The following is a 16670-nucleotide window of genomic DNA, read 5'->3' as shown; positions in this document are numbered from 1 at the left end:
TCCTCCACATGTATAGACATCGGCCGGGGTCCCGCCGGCCGACGCGTCTCCCATGGTCCGGCTAGTCCCCGATGTCCGACATGGGCCGAACGGCTGAAGGTCCCTAGACGGACGGATGAACCATGCCCGATTTTTACGACTTTTATGCCGCAGAAAGTACCTTATTCGGACTCATGATCACGGTTCGTGACGCATCAGTTACGAGACACTCTCGTGTCCAAGGCCACTTAGCAGGGCAAACCGGGCGTCAGTTGCACCGTTCGAGCAGCTGCACCGCGCGCCAGCGGGCGACCAGTTTGTCGTACGCGGCGGACGCCTCCTCGGCCTCGCCCCGGCCCAGTCCGGACAGTCCGGCGGCCACCAGATCGGTCGAGTCGTCGGCTTCGAGCGTCTCGTCCGGCAGCAGCTGCACCAGTCCGCCGTAGTCCAGCTCGACCACCGAGCGCGGGTGGAACTCCTCCAGCCACCGGGCCGCCTCCTCGACCGCCTCGGTGATCGGCGCCTCGCCGATCGACTTGCGCAGCACCGACAGCGCGCGGGACGCCCGGCGGCGCGCCTTCGAGATCTCGGTGCGGTAGCGCAGCGCCCGCCGCCCCGGATCGGTGACCAGGTGCCGCTCGCCGGCCTCGAACAGCACGAACCAGCGCAGCGGCACGCCCCAGGTGGCGATCTGCTCGTGCACCCGGGGCACCCCGTGCTCCAGCACCCGGGCGCCGCTGCGCCAGTCCTCCACCACGGCCTTGGCCTGCCCGGCGAGCACCGGCGGCACGAACGCGTCGGCGAGCACCGAGGGCACGCCGTCGCGGGCGCTCAGCGCCGCCTCGGCGACCCGGATACGCAGGTTCCACGGACAGACCAGCAGCGCGTCGTCGGACTCCAGGACGTACGCCTCGTCGGGCAGGTCGGGCAACCGGGTCCAGCCGGCGCCGAGCGCCTCGATCACCGCGGTCCGCTGCCGTACCGGCCCCTCCAGCGGAGCTATCGCACGGCCCTCGCTGACGTACCGGCGCCAGTACGACTGCCGATCCCGGTCGAAGGCGGTGAGCGGCTCGTACACGCGCAGGTATGAAGCGAAGAGCGACGGCACGGCGCGATCCTCCCACGAGACGGGACCGCCCGTCGCCGCCCTCGGGCCCGTGGCGTGACATGCGCGACAGTACGGTTCGGGCCGATATTAGGCTCAACGACACCGGCAGCATCCCGCCGGCGTGCCACCCGGGTTCCGCGCCCCACAAGGGCGCACACCGACACAGGAGTCAGCCATGGGCGTATTCGCCAGTACCGACGACCCCGTCTCCACGGGGCATGAGCAGGTCGTGTTCTGCCAGGACAAGCAGTCCGGCCTGAAGGCGATCATCGGGATCTACTCGACCGCGCTGGGCCCCGCGCTCGGCGGCACCCGGTTCTACCCGTACGCCAGCGAGGACGAGGCCCTCGCCGACGTGCTCGACCTCTCGCGCGGCATGGCCTACAAGAACGCCCTGGCGAACCTCGACCTCGGTGGCGGCAAGGCGGTCATCTGGGGTGACCCCGACCAGATCAAGAGCGAGGCGCTGCTGCGCGCGTACGGCCGCTTCGTCGAGTCGCTCAACGGCCGCTACTACACCGCCTGCGACGTGGGCACCTACGTGGCGGACATGGACGTGATCGCCCGGGAGACCCGCTACGTGACCGGCCGCAGCGTGGAGCACGGCGGCGCGGGCGACTCCTCGATCCTCACCGCCTGGGGCGTGTTCCAGGGCATGCGGGCCGCTGCCGAGCACGTCTGGGGCAGCCCGACGCTCGCGGGCCGCCGGGTCGGCGTGGCCGGGCTGGGCAAGGTCGGCAAGTACCTGACCGCCCACCTGCTCGACGACGGCGCCGAGGTCGTGGCGACCGACGTCAGCCCGCGCGCCCTGGAGTGGGCGCGCACCACCCACCCGCAGGTCACCCTGGTCGACGACACCGCGGCGCTCGTCGCCTCCGACATCGACGTGTACGCCCCGTGCGCGCTCGGCGGCGCGCTGAACGACGACACCGTGCCGGTGCTGCGGGCGAAGGTGGTCACCGGGGCGGCGAACAACCAGCTCGCCCACCCGGGCATCGAGAAGGTGCTCGCCGACCGGGGCATCCTCTACACGCCGGACTACGTGGTCAACGCCGGCGGCGTGATCCAGGTGGCCGACGAGATCGAGGGCTTCAACTTCGACCGCGCCAAGCTGCGCGCGACCCGGATCTTCGACACGACCCGGCAGATCCTCCAGCTCGCCGACGACGAGGGCGTGCCGCCGGCGGTCGCCGCGGACCGGCTCGCCGAGCGGCGGATGGCCGACGTCGGCCGGCTGCGGACGATCCATCTGCGGTGAAGCTCACCTCCGGGGGCGGGGCGACGCTCCTCCCCCGGAGGCGGTGCGCGTTAAGCTGATCCTCGGGCTTGTTCGTACCGGTATGTCCGGTGTCACGGCCAGCCCCGGGGCTTACCCCTTACCCGGTACACTTTGTGACAGCTGGACCACCGCGACGCGCAGGTCCGGTCGACGGTGACCCGAGGTGCCGAACGATGGCATCCCCATGTACCGTAAGAGCCACGAGAGATGCCTGACGTCATCGGGGCCCGCCTTCGGGCTGCCCCGCATTCTGTGCGAGGGGGTCGAGCCATGGGGCGCGGCCGTGCTAAGGCCAAGCAGACGAAGGTGGCCCGGGAGTTGAAGTACCACTCCCCGAACACCGACCTAACCGCCTTGCAGCGCGAACTGGCGGGTAGTGGAAAGTCTGAGCACAACTTCGACGACGACTACAAAGAGTATGTCGACGACGATGACGAGGACCACGCGGACGACGACCCGGACACCTGGGCTCGTCCGACCCGCTGACCTCCGGTCACATCTGAGCACGCGGTAACCCCCGCGTGCTCACGCATGTGCTCTGCTGAGCCGGCGTACGACCGACGATCAGGGACCTGCCGGCGCTCCGGGGCGCCCCGCTCCGACGCGCCGGCAGGTCCTTGATCGCGGAACCGTCCCCTCAGCGCGGCCGGTTGTTCCAGTTGTAGAACGTCGGGATGTTCTCGAAGTGGTTCCACGCGCAGACCGCGTCGGCGCCGTCACCACCCGACACCTCCGCCCGCAGCAGCCGCGCCGCCTCCGCCTCGTGGAGCAGAGCGGTAAGCCCCGCAGCGGCGTCCCGCACCCGGTCGGCGACCGCCTCCCGGTCGGTGTCACTGATGGTCTCGGGCATGCTCCAACACTCCCTCCAGTAGGCGGATCTTGCTGTTACGGCAGTGCTCGGTCTCCGTACCGTCGAAACGCCCCAGCTCGAAGTAACGGTTGGCGGCGTGCCCACCGCCGCAGAACCCGAAGTACGGGCAGGACGCCCGGCACGCCTCAACGCCGGCGAGGAACTCGCCCACCCACGGTGTACCGGCCGCGCCGGCGAGGATGTCCCCCAGCGGCGTGGTGAGCACGTTCCCGCTGGCGAAGTCGCCGTACCGGGGGTCGGTGAAGCCGGCCAGCTCCGGCGAGAGCACCACCACCGAACCGTCGTGCCCGACCGTCGGGATCGGGTCGAGGCTCCGGGGCAACAGGTCGTCGGCGGTGCCGGCCAGGACCGCGCCCGCGTACCGCAGCGACCACTCCACCTCACGCAGGTGGATCCGGGGATCCCGGCGCCAGGCCGCCACCAGCTCGGCCCAGAACCCGGTGACCGCGCCCTCGTCGCGCGCGTTCGTCCGGGTGTTGACGCCCTCGGTCTCCTCGATGTTGACGCCGAGCACGTCGCAGCCCAGGTCGAGGAAGTAGTCGTACAGCTCGGTCGCCAGGCCCGGCTCCGGCCGCGACACCACCGCGAGCGCCGAGAACGGCAGGCCGTGGCGGCGCAGCGCCGCCACACCCGCCACGATCCGGTCGTACGCGGGCCGCCCGCCCCGGGTGACCCGCTCGCCGTTGCGCGCCCGCGGCCCGTCCACGCTGACGCTGACCCGCACCCGGTGTTCGGCGAAGAACGCGCACCACGCGTCGTCGATCAGCGTGGCGTTCGTCTGCACGTGGTGCTCGACGTCCGGCCCGAACGGCGCCAGCAGCGCGGCCAGGTGCTCCCGGCCGGCCGCGAGCGGCTCGCCCCCGTGCCAGACCACGGAGAAGCGACCGCCCGCCGCCCACGGGTTCACCGACGCCGCCACCGCCTCGGCGACCGCCACCGGCATCCGCCTGTCGACCGCCCGGAAGGGCAGGTAGCAGTAGGCGCAGTCGAGGTTGCACAGCGTCGTCGGCTGCATCACCACGTACGACGGGACGGCGGCGATGCCCCGCATCCCTTCGGGTGTGCGCGCAGCCATCAGCACCTCCCCCGCCTGCCTGAAAACCGAACCTCCAGGCTAGGCCGCGGCGACCGCTCGGGTGAACCCCCGATAAAGTGCCCGGCCGATCGGCGCAGGGTGATCAGCCTCGGGTGTGCTGTCCGACCATCTGCACGTTGCCGGACCCCTCGATGATCTCGCCGGCCTGCCAGGCGTCCACGCCCCGGCCGGTCAGGGTGGCCAGCGCGCGGTCGGCGTCCTCGGCGGAGACGATCGCGAACATGCCGACGCCCATGTTGAACGTGGCCTCCATCTCCGGGTCCTCGATCCGGCCCTTGGACTGGATCAAGTCGAAGATCGGCTGCGGCTTCCAGGTGGAGCGGTTCACCACGGCGTCGACGTGCTCGGGCAGCACCCGGACCAGGTTGCCGGGGATGCCGCCGCCGGTGACGTGGGCCAGCGCCCGCACCTCGGCCTCGGCGATCAGCTTGAGGCAGTCCTGGGCGTAGATCTTGGTCGGGGTGAGCAGTTCCTCGCCCAGCGTCCGCTGACGGCCGAAGTCGTCGATCACCACGTCCAGCCGCATCCGGCCGGCGCCGAGCAGCACGTGCCGGACCAGGGAGTAGCCGTTGGAGTGCAGGCCGGACGAGCGCATGGCGATCACCACGTCGCCCACCTCGACCCGGTCCGGGCTGAGGATCTCGCTCTCCTCCACCACGCCGACGCCGGTGGCCGAGATGTCGTACTCGTCGGGGCGCAGCACGCCCGGGTGCTCGGCGGTCTCGCCACCAAGCAGCGCGCAGCCGGCGTACCGGCAGCCGTCCGCGATGCCGGCGCCGATCTCGGCGACCTTGTCCGGCACGACCTCACCGGTGGCGATGTAGTCGAGCAGGAACAGCGGCTCGGCGCCGCAGGCCACCAGGTCGTCGACGACCATCGCGACCAGGTCGATGCCGACCGTGTCGTGGATGTCGAGCTGCTGGGCGATCACCAGCTTGGTGCCCACGCCGTCGGTCGAGGACGCCAGGATCGGGTTCTTGTACTTCTTCGTGTCCAGCCGGAACAGGCCGGCGAAGCCGCCCAAGTCACCCATGACCTCGGGACGCCGGGTCTCCTTGACCTTGGACTTGAGCAGCTCGACAGCGCGGTCGCCCGCCTCGATCGACACCCCGGCGTCGGCGTACGAGACCGAGCGTTTGCGCTGCGTCCGGCTGGACCCCGCCGACCAGGGCTGGCGGTCGCCGCCGGCGCCCGTCGGGCTGGATCCTGCGCCGCTGCGCTCGGACACGTGCGTCACGGTTCTCCCCTTTGTGGTTCCCGCGAGCCCGGAGCGGCCGGACCCGCGTCGGTGGTGCTACGGGTGATGGGTCGGTGTGGCGACGAGCGGACCGGTCGGCCCGGCCGCCTCGGCGGCGACCCGGCGTCCCACTCCTTCGAGCACGTGCTTGCCGATCAGGTTCCCGGCCGGCAGTTCGATCGGGTACTCCCCATCGAAGCACGCCCGGCAGAGCCGGCTCTTCGGCTGCTCGGTCGCGGCGATGAGACCGGGCAGCGATACGTAACCGAGCGAGTCGGCGCCGATGGACCGCCGGATGCCGTCGTTGTCGAGCCCGTTCGCGAGCAGCTCGGCGCGGGTGGCGAAGTCGATGCCGTAGAAGCAGGGCCAGCTCACCGGCGGCGAGGAGATCCGGACGTGGACCTCCAGCGCGCCCGCCTCGCGCAGCAGCCGGACGATCGCCCGCTGGGTGGTGCCCCGCACGATCGAGTCGTCCACCACGACCAGGCGCTTGCCGCGGACGTTCTGCCGCAGCGGGTTCAGCTTCAGCCGGACTCCGAGCGCGCGCAGCGTCTGCGAGGGCTGGATGAACGTGCGCCCGACGTACGGGTTCTTCATCAGGCCCTGGCCGTAGGTGATGCCGGATTCCTCGGCGTAGCCGATCGCGGCCGGCGTGCCGGACTCCGGCACCGGGATCACCAGGTCGGCCTCGACCGGGTGCTCCTTGGCGAGCTGGCGGCCGATCTGCACCCGCGCGGCGTGCACGTTGCGGCCGGCGATGGTGGCGTCCGGCCGGGCGATGTACACGTACTCGAAGAGGCAGCCCTTGGGCTCGGGCGAGGCGAACCGGCTGGACCGCAGCCCGTTCTCGTCGATGGCGATCAGCTCGCCCGGCTCGACCTCGCGGACCACGCTCGCGCCGACGATGTCCAGCGCGGCGGTCTCGCTCGCCACCACCCAGCCGCGTTCGAGCCGGCCGAGCACCAGCGGGCGTACGCCGTGCGCGTCACGCGCCGCGTAGAGCGTCGACTCGTCCATGAAGACGAAGCTGAACGCGCCGCGCAGCTGCGGCAGCACCTCCAGCGCGGCCGCCTCGACCGACAGGTCGGGCCGGCTCGCCAGCAGCATGGTGACCAGCGAGGTGTCGTTCGTCGAGCCGTCCGAGTCGAGCCCCCGCACGGCGGCCTCGCGCTGCAACTCGGCGGTGTTGACCAGGTTGCCGTTGTGCGCCAGCGCGATGGTGGTGCCGGCGGTCGTGGCGCGGATGGTCGGCTGGGCGTTCTCCCAGGTCGAGCCGCCGGTGGTGGAGTAGCGCGCGTGCCCGATCGCGACGTGCCCGCGCAGGCTCGCCAGCGTCGGCTCGTCGAACACCTGGGCGACCAGGCCGAGGTCCTTGTAGACCACGACGCCGGAGCCGTCACTCACCGCGATGCCCGCGGCCTCCTGACCGCGGTGCTGGAGGGCGTAGAGCCCGAAGTAGGTGAGGTTGGCGACCTCTTCACCCGGCGCCCAGACGCCGAAGACGCCACACGCGTCCTGTGGGCCGGGTCGCTGGGGGTCAAGGTCGTGGCTCAGCCGGCCATCGCCTCGGGGCACCTGCCGCTCCCTCGCAGTGGGGTCTGGACTGGCCTGGCGGAGTCAGGGGGCAGCTCCGCACGCATGGGCCGGGACCGTCGTCGGATCTCAGTGTACGCGACCAGCAGTCGACACCGACAGTCACGGAGTCTACGCTCAGCGTGAGCAGGGTTTCCGCTGGCCGGCGTTCAAATCGGGAGGTACGGGGAGAGGTCAGCCCGGTTTCCGGAAACCCGGATGCGACCCTCAGTGACCGTTTCCGCCCACCCCCGGCGTCCGGTGGCGACTGCCAGCCAGGTCGCCGGATCCATCTCCACCACGTTCGGCGGCGTACCGCGGGTGTGTCGTGGACCACTCACGCACTGCACCGCACCGTAGGGTGGGACGCGCACCTCCACCGATCGGCCGGGGGCGCGATCCGCGAGGGCAGCCAAGAGGGTCCGGACCGCCTCCCGGAGTACCGGCCGTTCGGGCGTACGCCCCTCGTCCAGCGCCGCCAGGGCGGCGAGTACCGCTTCGGAATAAGCGTGCGGAGAGGACACGACGGGACGATACGACCCGGCAGAAGGCCGCCCGACGGCGGCCCTGGGTAGAGATGATCCGGTCAGACAAGGCATAGTTGCCGACGGCGTTATTCGTACCGTGAGTGATCAACCTCGGCCGAACGGCCGGCGGGGCGATCAGACCCGGAAGGCGGTGGACGTGTCAACACACCGACGTGCCTGGAAGCAGCGGGCCGGTGTGGTCGTAGCGCTGGTCTTCGGCGCCCTGCTCACCGTCCCCGCAACCCCCGCCCTCGCAGCCAACATCATCACGGCGGACAACTCGGTCACCATCGACGCTGGTCGGAGTAGCAGTGTCAACGTGCTCGTCCGCCTCGGCGCGGACGAGACGTCTGCCGACATCGACGTGACCGGTCTGCCAGACGGGGTCACCTGCGGAAATTGCGGCCCTATCGACTTCGGCGGCCAGCAGACGAAGGCAGTGAGCCTCAGCCTGTCGGCAGCCCCCAACGCGCCGGCCGCGAACGGTTCGCAGGCGAGAATCACGGTAACTGGTGACGGCGGTCGTCAACTGCGCGTCACCGTCCGGGCTGCCGCCCCGCCCACGCCCAACCAGCCGCAGACCGTCAAGACGGTGTCCGGCAAGGTGGTCAACGCCGACGGCGATCCGATCGAGGGCGCCCTCGTCATGCTCCGCGACAGCGCGGGCAAGGAACGCCGCACCAACACCAGCGGCAACGGCAACTTCAGCTTCAGCGGCTCCGAGTCCAACCCGATCGCACCCGGCCGGATCGACCTCGGCGCCTCCACCGACGGCGCCTCGCCGGTCGCCCGGTCGATAAACGCGAACGCCGGCCAGTCGGTGACCGGCGTCCGGCTCAGCATCCAGCTGAAGGCGTCGGCGAGCCCGAGCGCCACCCCGTCGGCGAGTGAGTCCGCCCCGCCGTCCGAGGAGCCGCTCGACGAGGAGGCCACCGACACCCCGTCGGCCGAGGCGCCCGCCGCGCAGCAGCCGGCCGCGAACGAGGACTCCGGCGGCTTCGGCTCCTGGCTGCTCATCCTGCTCGGCGGCCTGTTCGTCGCCGTCGGCGTGGGCACCATCGTGCTGCTCTACATGCGTCGCAAGAACGAGGGCGACGACGGTGACGGCGACGGTCCTGGTGGGCCGGCCGGTCCGGGTGGACCCGGCGGGGCCGGTGCGATCCCGGCAGCCCGGGGCGCCTACCACGGCACCGACGACCAGACCCGGGTGGTGAACGGGATGGGCGCCGGGCCGGCCGCGACGATGGTCGGCGGCCCCTCGATCAGCGACGCCCCCACCATGCTCCAGCGGCCGGTCGTGGACGACGTCCCGCCGGACCCGTACGGCGCGCCGCCCGGCCCGGCGTACGGCGCAGGCGGCGGCCAGGGTGGCTACGGCTACGGCGACGACGCAGCGGGCCAGGCCGGTTACGGCGGCGCGGGCGGCTACGGCAACGCGCCCTCCTCGGGCGGCGGCTACGGTAACGGCCCGTCCTCCGGTGCCGGCTACGGCAGCCCGGACTACGCGGCAGGTGCGGCGGCGGGCGCGGCCGGATACGCGGCCCAGGGCGGCGGCTACGGCAACGAGCGCTTCGACGAGCCCACCGGCCGCTACACCGGTGACAGCACGCAGTACGCGCCGGCGGCCGACCCGTACCCGACCAGCACCTACCAGCCGGAGCAGGACCGCGGCTACGACCAGGCCGGCACGGCCCCGTACGGCCGTGGCCCGGAGCAGGGCGACGGTTACGGCGCGGCCGGTGGCTACGGCGGCGCGTCGGGCGGCGGCTACGACAACGGCGCGACCGGCGGTTACGACAGCACCCGCCCGCAGGGCGGATACGGCGAGCCGACCGGCGCCTACGGCAACGCCGCGGGCGGTGGCTACGGCGACAACCCGGCCGGCGGGTACGGCGACGCCCCGGCCTACGGCGGCGGTCGCCCGGCCGGCGGCGGCTACGGCGACGCGCCGACCGGCGGCTACGACAACGCCCCCGCCGGTGGCTACGGCGACGCCCCGGCCGGCGGCTACGACAGCACCCGCCAGCAGGGCGGATACGGCGACGCGCCCGCAGGCGGATACGACAACCCCGCCGGTGGCTACGACAGCCGGTCGCAGGGCGGCTACGACAAGGGCGCCGGGGGTTACGACAGCGGCGCGACAGGTGGCTACGACAGCACCCGTCAGCAGGGCGGATACGGCGACACGCCGGCCGGCGGCTACGGCAACACCGGTGGCGGTTACGACGGCGGTCACCAGCCCGGCGGCTACGGCCAGCAGGCCGGCGGGTACGGCGACGGCTACGGTCAGGCCCCGCAGGGTGGCTACGGCCAGCAGGGCGGTTACGGCCAGGAGCCGCCGCAGCAGCGCGGGGGCGGCTACGACAACGGCTACCCCAACGACCCGGCGCAGGCAGGTCGCGCCCGCCCGGACGGTCAGGCGGACCGGAGCGGACGACGCCTCGACTGGCTGGACGACTGACAGACAGCAGATGTGAGAACTGTGGCCGCCCGCGAACAGCGGGCGGCCACAGTCGTCAGCGGGCCCCGCAGGACGGGAGCGGAAGCGGTGCTCAGGCGGGGGCGAAGTAGCCCTGGCGGAGCACCGGCACCACGTCGGAGACGCCCACCTCGGTCGCGACCGTGACGTCCTCGGCGAAGCCGCCCTCGGCGAGTTCCCGCCCGGAGACGCAGCCCCGGACCGCCGCCGGCACGTCCGGCGTGCTCGCCAGCGCGGCGAGCGCCATCGCGGCCTCCACCGAGAGCCCGCCGGGCACCCCGGCGAGCGCGTCGAGCACGCAGGCCGCACCGAGCTGGTCCTCCACGCACGGCCGGAGCGACCCGTCGGGCCAGCGCTCCCCGGCCGCCACCACGCCCACGGGTGCGTCCTTCGAGCCGTACCCCTCGGCCAGGAGCCAGCGCCCGACGGCGGGTGCGTTACGCAGGCACGCCGCGACCACCGGCACTCCGGTGGCGCTGGCGGCGGCGCTGATCGCCGAGCCGTTCGGTGACGGCAGCACCAGGTCGGCGACGACCGGCGCGGCCCGCAGCGCCGCCGGGGACAGCGACCACTGGTGCTCCGCAGTCGTCTTCCGGCGGCCCACGGCGGCCACGGCCCCCACCCGGCGCGCGTAGTCGGCGGCCTGCTCACCCCACGGGAACGGGTGCACCCGCATGCCGCGGCTCACCGCCACCTCCACGGCGGTGGTGAACGACAACACATCCACCACCACCAGGGCGGCACAGACCCGGCCGAGTTCCGCCGCCCCGGTCAGTCCCCAGTCGAACCGGGCACCGGAGCCGGGTTGGGCGAAGACGGCCAAGGCCAGCGCCTCAGCGCTGACCCGGCGCCGGCTCACCGGGAGCCGGACCGTCGGACCCGTCGGCGGGCGCCGACTCGTCCCGGTCCGGGGTTCCGTCGACTGCCGGCGTCGCCGTACCGTCGGCCGGCTCGGCCTCGTCGGACGCCGCAACGGGCGCCTCGGGCTCCGTCGCGGCGGCGGGTGCGGACGCCGCGGCGTCGGCCGCCGGGATGTCCCGGCCGGCCTCGGCGATCGGCTCGGCGTCGACAGCGGCCGGGTCCACGCCGACCGGCTGCTCGGCGGTGGCCGGAAGCACAGTGGTGGTCCCGGTACGGGTCGCCTCCACCTCCACCCGGGCCGCCTCGGCGGCGCCGAACAGGCGCGGGAGCGTACCGGTGTGCGCCTCGCGCAGCTCGTCCAGGCCGATCCGGAACTGGCCGTGCACCTCCAGCGCGCCGGAGGCCGGGTCGGTGACGCCGATGAACTCCCACGGCACGCCGCGCTCGGCGCACAGGGCGGTGAACGCCTTCTCGTGGCCGCGCGGCACCGACACCAGCACGCGGCCGGCGGACTCGCTGAACAGGAACACGAACGGCATCGAGCCACCGGCGAAGTGCTCCGGCACCACGACCCGGGCGCCCACGCCACGGCGCAGGGCCGACTCGACGAGGCTCTGCGCCAGACCGCCGTCGGACAGGTCGTGCGCGGAGCTGAGGTGCCCGACCCGGGCCGCCTCGGCCATCAGCTCGGCGAGCTGCCGCTCACGGGCCAGGTCGACCTGCGGCGGGATGCCGCCCAGGTGCTCGTGCGTCACCCAGGCCCACTCCGAGCCGGACAGCTCGACGTGCGTCTCGCCCAGCAGGAACAGCTGGTCGTGGTCGCCGGCCGGGCGCGGCACGAAACCCATCGGCACCCGGTCGGCGACGTCGTCGAGCACGCCCAGCACACCGACCACAGGGGTCGGGTGGATGGCGGCGGCGCCGGTCTGGTTGTAGAAGCTGACGTTGCCGCCGGTCACCGGGATGCCCAGCTCCAGGCAGCCGTCCGCCAGGCCGCGCACGGCCTCGGCGAACTGCCACATCACGCCCGGGTCCTCCGGCGAGCCGAAGTTCAGGCAGTTGGTCACCGCGATCGGCTTCGCGCCGGTCACCGCCACGTTCCGGTACGCCTCGGCCAGCGCCAGCTTCGTCCCGTGGTACGGGTCGAGGCGGGCGTACCGGCCGTTGCCGTCGACGGAGAGCGCGACACCGAGGCCGCTGCGCTCGTCGATCCGGATCACGCCGGAGTCCTCCGGCTGGGCGAGCACGGTGTTGCCGAGCACGTACCTGTCGTACTGCTCGGTCACCCAGGTCTTGTCGGCCAGGTTCGGCGACGCGATCATGCGCAGCACGGTCTCCCGGAGCGCCTCCGGGGTGCTCGGCCGGGGCAGCGTCTCGGCGCGGTCGGCCTGGAGCAGGATCAGGTCGGCCGGCTCGCGCATCGGCCGGGCGTACACCGGACCGTCGTCGACGAGCGAGCCCGGCGGCACGTCCACCACGAGCTGGTCGCGCCAGGTGATGACCAGGCGGCCCGGCTGGCCGTCCGCGGACGGCGCGGTGACCTCGCCGATGGCGGTGGCCCAGACGCCCCACTTCTCGGCGGTCTTCAGCACGGCGTCGAGCTTGTCCGGCGAGACGACGAGCAGCATCCGCTCCTGGGACTCGCTGGCCAGGATCTCGTGCGGCTCCATCGACGGCTCGCGCAGCGGCACGCGCTCCAGCCAGACCCGCATGCCGGTGCCGGCGGAGGCGGCGGTCTCGGTGAGGGCGCAGGTCAGGCCGGCGCCGCCGAGGTCCTGGATGCCGACGACCAGTTCGGCGTCGTACAGCTCCAGGCACGCCTCGATGAGCAGCTTCTCCATGAAGGGGTCGCCCACCTGCACGGACGGGCGGCGCTGCTCGCTGCCCTCGTCGAAGGTGGCGCTGGCGAGCACCGACACGCCGCCGATGCCGTCGCGGCCGGTCTTGGCGCCCATCAGCACCACGATGTTGCCGGGGCCGGTGGCGTCCTTCTTCTGCAGCCGGTCGACCGGCAGCACGCCCAGGCAGAGCGCGTTTACGAGCGGGTTGCCCTGGTAGCAGGGGTCGAAGACGACCTCGCCGCCGATGTTGGGCAGGCCCAGGCAGTTGCCGTAGCCGCCGACGCCGGCGACCACGCCGGGCAGCACCCGGGCGGTGTCCGGGTGGTCGGCCGCGCCGAAGCGCAGCGGGTCCATCACGGCCACCGGGCGGGCGCCCATGGCGAGGATGTCGCGGACGATGCCGCCGACGCCGGTCGCCGCGCCCTGGTACGGCTCGACGAAGCTCGGGTGGTTGTGCGACTCGACCTTGAAGGTCACCGCCAGCTCGTCGGAGACCCGGACCACGCCGGCGTTCTCGCCGATGCCGGCGAGCAGCCGGTCACTCGGCGGCGCCTTCTCGCCGAACTGGCGCAGGTGCACCTTGCTCGACTTGTAGGAGCAGTGCTCGCTCCACATGATCGAGTACATGGCCAGCTCGGCCTGGGTCGGACGGCGGCCGAGGATGTGCCGGATCCGGTCGTACTCGTCGTCGCGGAGGCCCAGCTCGGCGTACGGCTGAAGCTCCTCCGGCGAGTCGGCGGCCCGGGGAACGGTGTCCACGCCCAGCGCCCAGTCGTCGTTCGGGCCGGCCTGCGGCACCACGCCCTGCGCCTCGCGCAGGGCCGGGTCCGGATGGGTGGTCATGACGTCTCCTTGCTGCGCTCGCCGCCGGTGCGGCGGGTGAGCCGCCCGATGTTCCCGGCCACCATCACGCCGGCGCTCCCACCAGATGCTTGAGCACCGAGGTGAAGAAGCCGAGGCCGTCCAGGGAGGGGCCGGTGAGCGCCTCCACCGCGTGCTCGGGGTGCGGCATGATGCCGACGACGTTGCCGGCCTCGTTGGTGATCGCCGCGATGTCGCGCTGCGATCCGTTGGGGTTGCCGCCGACGTAGCGGGCGACGACGCGGCCCTCGCCCTCCAGCCGGTCGAGCGTCGCGGGGTCGGCGACGTAGCAGCCCTCGCCGTTCTTGACCGGGATGAGCACCTCCTGGCCCGGCTGGAACGCGTTCGTCCAGGCGGTGCCGGTGCTCTCGATCCGCAGGACCTGGTCCCGGTTGCGGAAGTGCAGGTGCTGGTTGCGGGTGAGCGCACCGGGCAACAGATGGGCCTCGCAGAGGATCTGGAAGCCGTTGCAGATGCCGAGCACCGGCAGGCCACCGCGCGCGGCCTGGACGATCGTCTCCATCACCGGGGCGAACCGGGCGATGGCGCCGCAGCGCAGGTAGTCGCCGTAGGAGAAGCCGCCGGGCAGGACGACAGCGTCCACCCCGTGCAGGTCCGGGTCGCCGTGCCAGAGCCGGACCGCCTCGGCGCCGGCGATCCGTACGGCCCGGGCCGCGTCCCCGTCGTCGAGCGAGCCGGGGAAGGTGACCACACCGACCCGGGCGGTCACGACTGCGCGCCCGCGGTCTCGTCGGCGGTGACCACGCGGACGGTGAAGTCCTCGATGACCGGGTTGGCCAGCAGCTTGTCGGCGATCTCCCGGGCCCGGTCCAGGTCCGGTTCGCCGGTGAACTCGATCTCGATCCGCCTGCCGATCCGAACCGAGGCGACGTCACTGACGCCGAGGCGGGGCAGCGCGTTTGCGACGGCCTGGCCCTGCGGATCGAGGATCTCGGGCTTGAGCATGACGTCGACTACGACGCGAGGCACTGGGCACTCCTGACTGTGTACGCAGTTGGGTGCCGGCCCAACAATCGGGCGAGCGCAGCCAGCCTACCTGGCAGATACCGCCCGGCCCGCACCGGCCGGGGGCAGTTCCGGCACTGATCGGCCCCGCCGGCGGCACCGGACGGGCACCGTTGCCCGTTCGTTGCGGCGTCGATGCGAATTCGTTGCGCTGCGTGCTCGCCGGCGCCCTTCGACAACGCCTCCCAGCAGGCATTCTGCCGCGAAACACCCCACCTTGGACCGGTATCCGACAGCACCCCCGCACGGCACGCGGCGCGCGTCACGCCATCGGTGTGATTCGATCCGCACCTTGTGACAGAGGGTGTCGCGGCCGTAGCATGCATCGTCAGATGTCGATGAGTGAGATCGATGTCCCTCGCCGGCCCACCCCACCCGGCGGGTGTCACCCCCTGCCCGGCAACCCCGGGCGTCCGCGCAGAAGGAGCCCCGACATGCGCCTCCGTCCCCTGCTCGCCGTGCTGACCACCGCGCTGGCCGGCGTCCTGGCCACCGCCTCCGGCGCCACCGCCGCGCCGGCCGGCCCCCAGCCGATCATCGGCGGCGGCACCGTCTCGTCCGCGCCGTGGGCCGCCGCCGTCTTCAGCAACGGCTCGTTCACCTGCTCCGGCAGCGTGATCGCGCCCCAGTGGGTGCTCACCGCCCGGCACTGCGTCAGCGGCACCATGTCCGTCCGGGTCGGCAGCGTCTACTACGCCTCGGGCGGCGTGACCCGCACCGTGAGCGCCTCCTACACCCGCTACGACCTGGCCCTGCTGCGCCTGTCCAGCACGGTCAGCACCTCCGCCGTCTCGCTCGCCAGCAGCAACCCGCCGGTCGGCTCGACGAACACGATCTACGGCTGGGGCATGACCTGCTACAGCGGCTGCGGCGCGTCGCCCCAGCTCAAGACCGCGAGCGTACGGGTGACCAGCACCAGCGTCACCGACGCGTACGGCGGCCAGGCGATCCGGAGCACCCGGGTCAACGGCAACGCGTGGCGGGGCGACTCGGGCGGCCCGCAGTTCTACAACGGCCGGCAGGTCGGCGTCGCCTCCACCGCCGACGGCCAGAGCATCCAGAACTACGGCAGTGTTGCGTACAACCGGGCCTGGATCACCTCGACGGCCGGTGTCTGACGGTTGATGCCGATGCGGCGCGGATCGGTCGGGTGCGGCCCGACCGTCCGCGCCGCGCCGTTTTTCAGCATCCGATCAGCTGAACACGGCTCGCGAACCACCCGGCCGAGGACTGACAGCATCGGAAGTGTGCTGGTCGTGACGACGGATCAACTGCCCGGCTACGAGATCCGCCAGATCCTCGGCGAAGTGGTCTCCTCGATGGCGAGGACCCGCAACCCGTACCGCGAGGGGGTCAAGAACCTGCGCGGTGGCGCCTACGACCCGATGGCGCCGGACAACCTGACCCGGTGGCGTACCGACTCGGTGGCCCGCCTCGGCGAGGAGGCGCGCCGCCTGGGCGCGAACGCGGTGATCGGCATGCGCTTCGACAGCCGGGACTGCGGCGAGATGTGGATGGAGATCTGTGCGTATGGCACGGCGGTGATCGTCGCGCCGAAGATGCCGGACGTCATGCCGCCGGACCAGCCGGCGATCGCGGCCGAGACCGCCCACGACCCGGAGATCGCCTCCGCCCCAGGCGGTATCGCCGAACCGGCGTCCGCCCCCAACCTGAGCTCCGCCGCCGAAACCCCCACCGGCCCCTGACCCCCGCTGCCCGCCCTCTCTGCCCGCCCCCTCTGCCTGCCGCCTCTGCCCGCCCTCTCTGCCGCGTCGATCATGAAGTTGACGGCAGGAATGATCTCCTTGAGTGCCGCCAACTTCATGATCGACCGGAAGAAGGGGATGCTCCTATAGAAGTCAAGGGGTGTTGAGGGTGGTGAAGTCAGCGAGGAGGGCGGTGTGGACCTCGCGGACGATGTAGCGCTTGAGGC

General features: G+C 72.3%; 15 protein-coding genes. 5 read left to right on the top strand and 10 right to left on the bottom strand.

What is annotated here, in order from left to right:
* Positions 1-247 precede the first annotated feature (247 nt).
* Positions 248-1087 carry a DUF8083 family protein gene (locus AC2CHG_RS09630; RefSeq protein ID WP_135242753.1) on the bottom strand — a complete coding sequence of 280 codons (840 nt, stop codon included), beginning with the start codon at positions 1085-1087 and terminating at the stop codon, positions 248-250.
* A 175-nt stretch (positions 1088-1262) separates the two neighbouring features.
* Between AC2CHG_RS09630 and AC2CHG_RS09625 the strand changes: the two genes are divergently transcribed.
* Both AC2CHG_RS09625 and AC2CHG_RS09620 read left to right on the top strand, forming a co-directional pair.
* A complete protein-coding gene (locus tag AC2CHG_RS09625) occupies positions 1263-2345 on the top strand; it encodes a Glu/Leu/Phe/Val family dehydrogenase (RefSeq protein ID WP_355514082.1) in 1083 nt (360 codons plus the stop codon).
* 291 nt (positions 2346-2636) lie between these two features.
* Positions 2637-2852 (top strand): DUF3073 domain-containing protein, encoded by a 216-nt coding sequence (locus AC2CHG_RS09620; protein WP_013283429.1) that lies wholly within the window; start codon positions 2637-2639, stop codon positions 2850-2852.
* A gap of 151 nt (positions 2853-3003) precedes the next feature.
* On the opposite strand, the gene amcA is transcribed toward AC2CHG_RS09620, so the two are convergent.
* The 5 genes from amcA to AC2CHG_RS09595 form a co-directional block, all read right to left on the bottom strand.
* On the bottom strand, positions 3004-3216 hold the full coding sequence (gene amcA, locus AC2CHG_RS09615) for a multiple cyclophane-containing RiPP AmcA (RefSeq protein ID WP_135242751.1): 213 nt from the start codon (positions 3214-3216) through the stop codon (positions 3004-3006).
* Positions 3197-4288 (bottom strand): cyclophane-forming radical SAM peptide maturase AmcB, encoded by a 1092-nt coding sequence (amcB, locus tag AC2CHG_RS09610; RefSeq protein WP_262015992.1) that lies wholly within the window; start codon positions 4286-4288, stop codon positions 3197-3199. Before amcB ends, amcA begins: the two co-directional genes overlap by 20 nt.
* Before the next feature lie 127 nt (positions 4289-4415).
* The gene (gene purM, locus AC2CHG_RS09605; protein ID WP_135242749.1) at positions 4416-5570 is read right to left on the bottom strand and encodes a phosphoribosylformylglycinamidine cyclo-ligase; all 1155 of its coding nucleotides are present in this window, start codon (positions 5568-5570) and stop codon (positions 4416-4418) included.
* Positions 5571-5627: 57 nt separating this feature from the next.
* Positions 5628-7145 (bottom strand): amidophosphoribosyltransferase, encoded by a 1518-nt coding sequence (purF, locus tag AC2CHG_RS09600; RefSeq protein WP_013283425.1) that lies wholly within the window; start codon positions 7143-7145, stop codon positions 5628-5630.
* A 167-nt stretch (positions 7146-7312) separates the two neighbouring features.
* Entirely contained in the window at positions 7313-7666 is a 354-nt protein-coding gene (locus AC2CHG_RS09595) for a sterol carrier family protein (RefSeq protein ID WP_262015986.1), read from the bottom strand.
* Positions 7667-7826: 160 nt separating this feature from the next.
* Between AC2CHG_RS09595 and AC2CHG_RS09590 the strand changes: the two genes are divergently transcribed.
* The gene (locus tag AC2CHG_RS09590; protein WP_484524583.1) at positions 7827-10130 is read left to right on the top strand and encodes a carboxypeptidase-like regulatory domain-containing protein; all 2304 of its coding nucleotides are present in this window, start codon (positions 7827-7829) and stop codon (positions 10128-10130) included.
* 91 nt (positions 10131-10221) lie between these two features.
* Here the strand turns inward: AC2CHG_RS09590 and AC2CHG_RS09585 are convergent, their stop codons facing one another.
* From AC2CHG_RS09585 to purS, 4 genes are all read right to left on the bottom strand, one after another.
* A complete protein-coding gene (locus AC2CHG_RS09585) occupies positions 10222-10971 on the bottom strand; it encodes a 2-phosphosulfolactate phosphatase (protein WP_194802214.1) in 750 nt (249 codons plus the stop codon).
* Positions 10972-10981: 10 nt separating this feature from the next.
* Positions 10982-13693 carry a phosphoribosylformylglycinamidine synthase subunit PurL gene (gene purL / locus AC2CHG_RS09580; RefSeq protein ID WP_484524582.1) on the bottom strand — a complete coding sequence of 904 codons (2712 nt, stop codon included), beginning with the start codon at positions 13691-13693 and terminating at the stop codon, positions 10982-10984.
* A 64-nt stretch (positions 13694-13757) separates the two neighbouring features.
* Positions 13758-14441, bottom strand: a complete 684-nt coding sequence (gene purQ, locus AC2CHG_RS09575) for a phosphoribosylformylglycinamidine synthase subunit PurQ (RefSeq protein ID WP_018785472.1) — start codon at positions 14439-14441, stop codon at positions 13758-13760.
* Complete coding sequence (purS, locus tag AC2CHG_RS09570; RefSeq protein ID WP_013473439.1) at positions 14438-14701, bottom strand: phosphoribosylformylglycinamidine synthase subunit PurS; 264 nt, start codon at positions 14699-14701, stop codon at positions 14438-14440. The genes purQ and purS overlap by 4 nt, the downstream gene beginning before the upstream one ends.
* Positions 14702-15171: 470 nt before the next feature.
* On the opposite strand from purS, the gene AC2CHG_RS09565 reads away from it, so the two are divergent.
* Entirely contained in the window at positions 15172-15855 is a 684-nt protein-coding gene (locus AC2CHG_RS09565; protein WP_013473438.1) for a S1 family peptidase, read from the top strand.
* A gap of 12 nt (positions 15856-15867) precedes the next feature.
* Positions 15868-16443, top strand: coding sequence for a YbjQ family protein (locus AC2CHG_RS09560; protein WP_209310384.1), 576 nt, complete (start codon positions 15868-15870; stop codon positions 16441-16443).
* Positions 16444-16670: the final 227 nt, after the last annotated feature.

The organism is Micromonospora sp. ATLC20 (assembly GCF_057196585.1).
Note: the sequence above shows the minus strand (reverse complement) of the source record. Positions and strands in the feature narration are given on the sequence as shown.

Bases quoted from the DNA above. Each gene is read 5' to 3' on its own strand.
- AC2CHG_RS09625 (WP_355514082.1), top strand. From the start codon at position 1,263: ATGGGCGTATTCGCCAGTACCGACGACCCCGTCTCCACGGGGCATGAG.
- AC2CHG_RS09620 (WP_013283429.1), top strand. From the start codon at position 2,637: ATGGGGCGCGGCCGTGCTAAGGCCAAGCAGACGAAGGTGGCCCGGGAG.
- amcA (WP_135242751.1), bottom strand. From the start codon at position 3,216: ATGCCCGAGACCATCAGTGACACCGACCGGGAGGCGGTCGCCGACCGG.
- amcB (WP_262015992.1), bottom strand. From the start codon at position 4,288: ATGCGGGGCATCGCCGCCGTCCCGTCGTACGTGGTGATGCAGCCGACG.
- purL (WP_484524582.1), bottom strand. From the start codon at position 13,693: ATGACCACCCATCCGGACCCGGCCCTGCGCGAGGCGCAGGGCGTGGTG.
- AC2CHG_RS09565 (WP_013473438.1), top strand. From the start codon at position 15,172: ATGCGCCTCCGTCCCCTGCTCGCCGTGCTGACCACCGCGCTGGCCGGC.
- AC2CHG_RS09560 (WP_209310384.1), top strand. From the start codon at position 15,868: ATGCGGCGCGGATCGGTCGGGTGCGGCCCGACCGTCCGCGCCGCGCCG.